At 74.5% G+C, this 6,316-nt stretch carries 8 protein-coding genes; 3 read left to right on the top strand and 5 right to left on the bottom strand.

The window, feature by feature from the left end; genetic code table 11:
• The 3 genes from A949_RS0121950 to era form a co-directional block, all read left to right on the top strand.
• The coding region (locus A949_RS0121950; RefSeq protein WP_019358183.1) for an MmyB family transcriptional regulator at positions 1-317 on the top strand (317 nt) is incomplete at its 5' end.
• 31 nt (positions 318-348) lie between these two features.
• Complete coding sequence (locus tag A949_RS0121945; RefSeq protein ID WP_019358182.1) at positions 349-720, top strand: hypothetical protein; 372 nt, start codon at positions 349-351, stop codon at positions 718-720.
• 88 nt (positions 721-808) lie between these two features.
• Positions 809-1,780, top strand: coding sequence for a GTPase Era (era, locus tag A949_RS0121940; RefSeq protein WP_086022694.1), 972 nt, complete (start codon positions 809-811; stop codon positions 1,778-1,780).
• A gap of 67 nt (positions 1,781-1,847) precedes the next feature.
• Here the strand turns inward: era and A949_RS0121935 are convergent, their stop codons facing one another.
• The 5 genes from A949_RS0121935 to dnaJ all read right to left on the bottom strand — a co-directional run bounded on the left by A949_RS0121935 (position 1,848) and on the right by dnaJ (position 6,315).
• A complete protein-coding gene (locus A949_RS0121935; protein ID WP_019358180.1) occupies positions 1,848-2,822 on the bottom strand; it encodes a ribonuclease Z in 975 nt (324 codons plus the stop codon).
• 14 nt (positions 2,823-2,836) lie between these two features.
• The gene (locus tag A949_RS0121930) at positions 2,837-3,220 is read right to left on the bottom strand and encodes a histidine triad nucleotide-binding protein (protein WP_019358179.1); all 384 of its coding nucleotides are present in this window, start codon (positions 3,218-3,220) and stop codon (positions 2,837-2,839) included.
• A gap of 53 nt (positions 3,221-3,273) precedes the next feature.
• Positions 3,274-4,011, bottom strand: a complete 738-nt coding sequence (locus tag A949_RS0121925; RefSeq protein ID WP_019358178.1) for a 16S rRNA (uracil(1498)-N(3))-methyltransferase — start codon at positions 4,009-4,011, stop codon at positions 3,274-3,276.
• A complete protein-coding gene (locus A949_RS0121920; RefSeq protein ID WP_037707223.1) occupies positions 4,008-5,093 on the bottom strand; it encodes a nitronate monooxygenase in 1,086 nt (361 codons plus the stop codon). Before A949_RS0121920 ends, A949_RS0121925 begins: the two co-directional genes overlap by 4 nt.
• An 88-nt stretch (positions 5,094-5,181) precedes the next feature.
• On the bottom strand, positions 5,182-6,315 hold the full coding sequence (gene dnaJ, locus A949_RS0121915) for a molecular chaperone DnaJ (RefSeq protein ID WP_019358176.1): 1,134 nt from the start codon (positions 6,313-6,315) through the stop codon (positions 5,182-5,184).
• Between the last annotated feature and the right edge of the window lies 1 nt (position 6,316).

The following is a 6,316-nucleotide window of genomic DNA, read 5'->3' as shown; positions in this document are numbered from 1 at the left end:
TGCGCGCCTCGCTGGCCGAGTGGCCCGCGGACGAGGGCTTCCAGCTGCTGCTGGCCGACCTGCTGGCGGCCAGCGCGGAGTTCCGGGCGCTGTGGGAGCTGGGCGATGTGTGCCGTCCCGGCCAGCGAATCAAGGAGCTGGACCATCCGGCCGTGGGCGCGCTGCACTTCGAGTCGACGACGCTCCAGGTGCCGGCCCGCCCGGATCTGCGGCTCATCCTGCACAACCCGATCCCCGGCACCGGCACGGCCGAGAAGCTGCAGCGGCTGGCCGAGCCGGAGGCGCGCCGCGCGGCCCTCCGCCAGGTCGCGGGCTGAGGCGGCCGTCGGAGCGCCGCGGACAGCGCATATGCTCGCCGTCATGAGCGACCAGAGCACCGCGGGGCCGACCCCGGAGGACCGCAAGATCGTCACCCTGGCGCGCAGCGCCCGCGCCCGCAACGCCGTCCCGGAGGGCGCCGCCGTCCGGGACGAGACGGGCCGCACCTACGTCGCCGGATCGGTGGCGCTGCCCTCGCTGCGGCTGTCGGCGCTGCGCACGGCCGTGGCCATGGCGGTGGCCTCGGGCGCCACGTCCCTGGAGGCCGCGGCCGTGGTCTCGGAGGCGGCCCAGGTCCCGGCCGAGGACCTGGCGACCGTACGCGACCTGGGCGGACCGGCCACCCCGGTGCTGCTCGCCGGCCCGGACGGCGAGGTGCGCTCGACGGTACCGGCGGGCTGAGCCGCCGGACGGCGCCCCGCTGCCGCCGGCCCCCGGGACGGGACCTCGGCGGCCGGGGCCGCACCGGCCATCAGGGACAATGGTCGTCATGAACGCATCCTCCGCCACCACCGGCGACCCCGAAGGCCGCACCCAGGGCGAGGCACCTCACCGCTCGGGCTTCGCCTGCCTCGTCGGCCGCCCGAACGCGGGCAAGTCGACGCTGACCAACGCGCTGGTGGGCACGAAGGTCGCGATCACCTCCACCCGCCCGCAGACGACCCGGCACACGGTGCGCGGCATCGTGCACCGCCCCGAGGCGCAGCTCGTCCTGGTGGACACCCCCGGCCTGCACAAGCCCCGCACCCTGCTCGGCGAGCGGCTCAACGACGTGGTGCGCACCACCTGGGCGGAGGTCGACGTCATCGGCTTCTGCGTACCGGCCGACCAGAAGATCGGCCCCGGCGACCGGTTCATCGCGGCCGAGCTGGCCGAGCTGAAGAAGCGCACCCCGAAGGTCGCGGTGGTCACCAAGACCGACCTGGTCTCCCAGCAGGCACTCGCCCAGCAGCTGCTCGCCGTCGACCAGCTCGGGCGGGAGCTGGGCATCGAGTGGGCGGAGATCGTCCCGGTCTCCGGCACCGAGGGCTCCCAGGTGGACCTGCTGGCCGACCTGCTGGTGCCGCTGCTGCCCGAGGGGCCGCCGCTCTACCCGGACGGGGACCTGACGGACGAGCCGGAGCAGGTCATGGTCGCCGAGCTGATCCGCGAGGCGGCGCTGGAGGGCGTACGCGACGAGCTGCCGCACTCGATCGCGGTGGTGGTCGAGGAGATGGTGCCCCGCGAGGACCGGCCCGCCGACCGGCCGCTGCTCGACGTCCACGCCAACATCTTCCTGGAGCGGCCCAGCCAGAAGGGCATCGTCATCGGCCCCAAGGGCAAGCGCCTCAAGGAGGTCGGCAGCACCTCGCGGCGGCACATCGAGGCCCTGCTGGGCACTCCCGTCTATCTCGATCTGCACGTCAAGGTCGCCAAGGACTGGCAGCGCGACCCCAAGCAGCTGCGCAGGCTCGGCTTCTGACGTTCGGCCTCTGACGCCGCGTCATGTGCCGCACCGGTGCGGCCCGGGCCCGCGGCGCCCGCGCTCCTCAGCCGCGCGGGGGCACGGGGATGCGCATCAGGTCACGCGCCGCGGTCAGTTCGCCCCGGAACCCGGCCGCGCGGGCCTCGGCTGCGAACAGCCCCGTGTCCTGGTAGCGCTGCGAGAAGTGGGTGAGCACCAGGTGGCGCACCCCCGCCTCGGCCGCCACCCGGCCCGCCTGGAAGGCCGTCAGATGGCCGGAGACCTCCGCCAGTTCCGTCTCGGCCCGCAGGAAGGTCGACTCGAGGACGAGCAGGTCGCAGCCCTCGGCCAGTTCCCGCACCCCGTCGCAGAGCCGGGTGTCCATGACGAAGGCGAAGCGCTGCCCGCGGCGCGGCGCACTGACCTCCTCCAGCCGCACCCCCCGCAGCTCCCCCTCCCGCTGGAGGCGGCCCACGTCCGGACCGCGGATCCCCCGCTCGGCCAGCCGCCCGGGCAGCATCCGCCGCGTGTCGGGCTCCGTCAGCCGGTAGCCGAAGGTGTCGATGCGGTGCGAGAGCCGGCGCGCCTCCAGGGTGAAGGGCCTCTCCGGCTGCCGCGCGCCGCCCCCTTCCGGGATCCGCTCCCGGCCTGCGGTGGTCGGATGCGTCCCGGAAGCCGCCACCAGGACTCCGGGCTCCTCCACGGGTGCCTCGCGCAGCCGGAGGGTGTCGTGGAACGGGGTGGCGTGCCGCAGCCGCTCGAAGTACCGCTGCCCGCTCGCCGGATAGTGGGCCGTCACCTCGTGCGGCACCCCGTCGAGGCTCATGTGCTGGATGACGCCGGGCAGGCCGAGGGTGTGGTCGCCGTGGAAGTGCGTCAGGCAGATCCGGGTCAGATCGTGCGCCGCGACGGTGGTGTGCAGCATCTGCCGCTGGGTGCCCTCACCGGGGTCGAACAGGATGCCCTCGCCGTCCCACAGCAGGACGTACCCGTTGTGGTTGCGCTGCCGGGTGGGAACCTGGCTGGCGGTGCCCAGGACGACCAGTTCGCGCGCCGACACCGTGCCTCAGCACCTCATCCGGGGGGCCATTCGAGACCGCGGCCGCCGAGCACGTGCGCGTGCGCGTGGAAGACCGTCTGACCGGCGCCGGACCCGGTGTTGAAGACCACCCGGTACCCGGTGCCCGGCCCGCCGTCCGGTACCGCGATCCGCTCCAGCGCCGCCACCTCCCCGGCCTCCCGCACCACATCGGCGATCAGTTCCGGGGAGGCCGCCGCGAGGGACGCCGCGTCCGGGTAGTGCGCCTTCGGGATCACCAGCACATGGGTGGGCGCCTGCGGGTTGATGTCGCGGAAGGCGACGGTCGTGTCGGTCTCCCGCACCAGCGTCGCGGGCACCTCACCTGCGACGATCTTGCAGAACAGGCAGTCCTGCCGCGGTTCTCCGTTGGAAGCCATGCCGGGATGCTACCCGAGGGACGGCGCTGCCCCGGGTGTCCGGACGGGGTCCCTCACCCCCACCGCCCGCACCGGGCGAGCAGCACCGCGGTGGCCGCCGTACCGGCCGTGGAGGTCCGCAGCACACTCGGCCCGAGCCGCAGCGGTACGGCCCCGGCCCGCGCGAAGACCTCCAGCTCCTCCGGCGCGACCCCGCCCTCGGGACCGACCACCAGCACGATCTCCCCCGCCTCCGGCAGAGCCGCCGAGGCCAGCGGGGTGCTGCCCTCCTCGTGCAGCACGGCGGCGAAGTCGGCGGACTCCAGCAGCGCGGCGACCTCCCGGGTGGCGGCCGACTCGGCCACCTCGGGGAACCGCAGCCGCCGGGCCTGCTTGCCCGCCTCCCGCGCCGTGTTCCGCCACTTCGCGAGCGACTTGGCCGCCCGCTCCCCCTTCCACCGGGTCACCGCGCGGGACGCCGCCCACGGGACCACGGCGTCCACCCCCGTCTCCGTCATCGTCTCCACGGCCAGCTCCCCGCGGTCCCCCTTGGGCAGCGCCTGGACGACGGTGATCCGGGGGCGGGGCGGGGGCTCGGTGCGCACCTCGCGGACGGCGATCTCCAGCCGGTCCTTGCCCTCGGCCGCGGTCACGCTCCCGTAGGCTCCGGTGCCCGCGCCGTCCGTGAGGACGACCTCCTCACCCGGCCGCAGTCTGCGGACCGAGACCGCGTGCCGCCCTTCCGGACCGTCCAGCACCACCGTGCCGGGCCGCAGCAGCCCGGCGTCGGCCAGGAACACCGGCGCGCTCACGATCCCGCCTTCCGCAGCTCGGCCCGTGCCTGGTCGCACTCCGCCATCAGCACCTCCACGAGCTGCCCGGCGGGCAACTCCCGGGCCAGCCGGTGCCCCTGGCCCGCCCACAGCGCCATCGCCTGCGGGTCGCCCGCCTTCGCCGCCGCCCGGCGCAACCCGGCCGTCAGACGGTGCACCTGCGGATAGGCGGCGGGTGCGTAGGGGCCGTGCTCGCGCACGAAGCGGTTGACCAGCCCCCGCGCCGGACGCCCCGAGAAAGCCCGGGTCAGCTCGGTGCGGGTGAAGAGCGGGTCGGTCAGCGCCCGCTTGTGCAGCGCGTGGGCACCGGACTCCTCGGTGGCCAGGAACGCGGTGCCCAACTGGGCCGCGACAGCACCCGCCGCGAGCACGGCGGCGATCTGCCGGCCGCGCATCAGCCCGCCCGCGGCCACGACGGGAAGCTGCACCGCTTCCCCGACCTGCGCGAGCAAGGACAGCAGCCCGATGCCGGCGCTCCCCCGGTCGCCCTGCGGGTCGTCCCGGTGCGTGCCCTGGTGGCCGCCCGCCTCGACGCCCTGCACGCACACGGCCCGGGCACCGGCCGCCTGCGCCACCCGCGCCTCGGCCACCGAGGTCACGGTGACGACGGTGCAGGTGCCCAGCGCCGCGAACCGCTCCAGCACCCGGCGCGCCGGGCAGCCGAAGTGGAAGGAGACGACCGGCACCGGATCGTCGGCAAGGATCGCGAGCTTCGCCTCGTAGGCGTCGTCGGTCTTGCCCTCCGGGTCGCCCAGCTCCGTCTCGAACCAGGCGGCCTCGCCCGCGAGCTGCTCGCGGTAGACCTCGACCGCAGCCGGGTCGGCGGTGCGGGGCTGCGGCATGAACAGGTTGACGCCGAACGGGCGTCCGGTGAGCTGCCGGAGCTGCCGGATCTCCTCGTACATCGCCTCCGGCGTCTTGTACCCGGCGGCCAGGAAGCCCAGCCCCCCGGCCTCGCACACCGCCGCCACCAGCTCGGGGCGGGAGATCCCGCCCGCCATCGGCGCCTGGATGAGGGGATGCGCAGTCAGCTCGGAGAGCGAAGGCGGCGAGGTGGACATGAACACATTCTGTCACGTCCCCGGTACGGCTTCGGCGCACCGCCCCCGGTCCCCCGGCCCGGGGGACGCGCGGCCCCGCCGCCCGCGCTCAGCGTCCGTTGAAGGCGTCCTTCAGGCGCGAGAAGAGCCCCTGCTGCCCCGGCTGGAACTGGCCCGTGGGCCGCTCCTCGCCGCGGAGCTTGGCCAGCCGCCGCAGCAGCTCCTCCTCCTCCGCCTCCAGCTTGGTCGGGGTCGTCACCTCGACATGCACGATGAGCTGGCCCCGGCCGCCGCCGCGCAGGTGGGTGACGCCGCGCTCGTGCAGCGGGACCGACTGGCCGGACTGGGTGCCGGGACGGATGTCGATCTCCTCCATGCCGTCCAGCGTCTCCAGCGGCACCTTCGTGCCCAGCGCCGCCGCCGTCATCGGGATGGTGACGGTGCAGTGCAGATCGTCGCCGCGGCGCTGGAAGGTCGAGTGGGCGTTCTCGTGGATCTCCACGTACAGGTCGCCGGCCGGGCCGCCGCCGGGGCCGACCTCGCCCTCGCCCGAGAGCTGGATGCGGGTGCCGTTGTCGACACCGGCGGGGATCTTCACGGTGAGACTGCGCCGCGAGCGCACCCGGCCGTCCCCGGCGCACTCCGGGCACGGGGTGGGCACCACGGTGCCGAAGCCCTGGCACTGCGGGCACGGCCTGGACGTCATGACCTGGCCCAGGAAGGACCGGGTGACCTGGGAGACCTCGCCCCGGCCGCGGCACATGTCACAGGTCTGCGCCGAGGTGCCGGGGGCGGCGCCGTCACCGCTGCAGGAGTTGCAGACGACGGCCGTGTCGACCTGGATCTCCTTGGTGGTGCCGAACGTCGCCTCCTCCAGGTCGATGTCCAGCCGGATCATGGCGTCCTGGCCCCGGCGGGTGCGCGAGCGCGGGCCGCGCTGCGCCGCCGTGCCGAAGAAGGCGTCCATGATGTCGCTGAAGTTGCCGAAGCCCCCGCCGAACCCGCCGGCGCCGCCGCCCGCGGCTCCCGACGCCGGGTCCCCGCCCAGGTCGTAGACCTGCTTCTTCTGCGGGTCCGAGAGCACCTCGTAGGCGGTGTTGATCTCCTTGAACCGCTCCTGGGTCTTCGGATCCGGGTTGACGTCCGGGTGCAGCTCGCGCGCGAGCCTGCGGAACGCCTTCTTGATCTCGTCCTGCGAGGCGTCACGCTGCACGCCGAGGACCGCGTAGTAGTCCGTCGCCACC

Origin of the sequence: Streptomyces sp. AA1529, assembly GCF_000280905.1 — a bacterium.
Taxonomy (GTDB): domain Bacteria; phylum Actinomycetota; class Actinomycetes; order Streptomycetales; family Streptomycetaceae; genus Streptomyces.
This window is presented reverse-complemented; position numbering and strand designations above follow the sequence as displayed.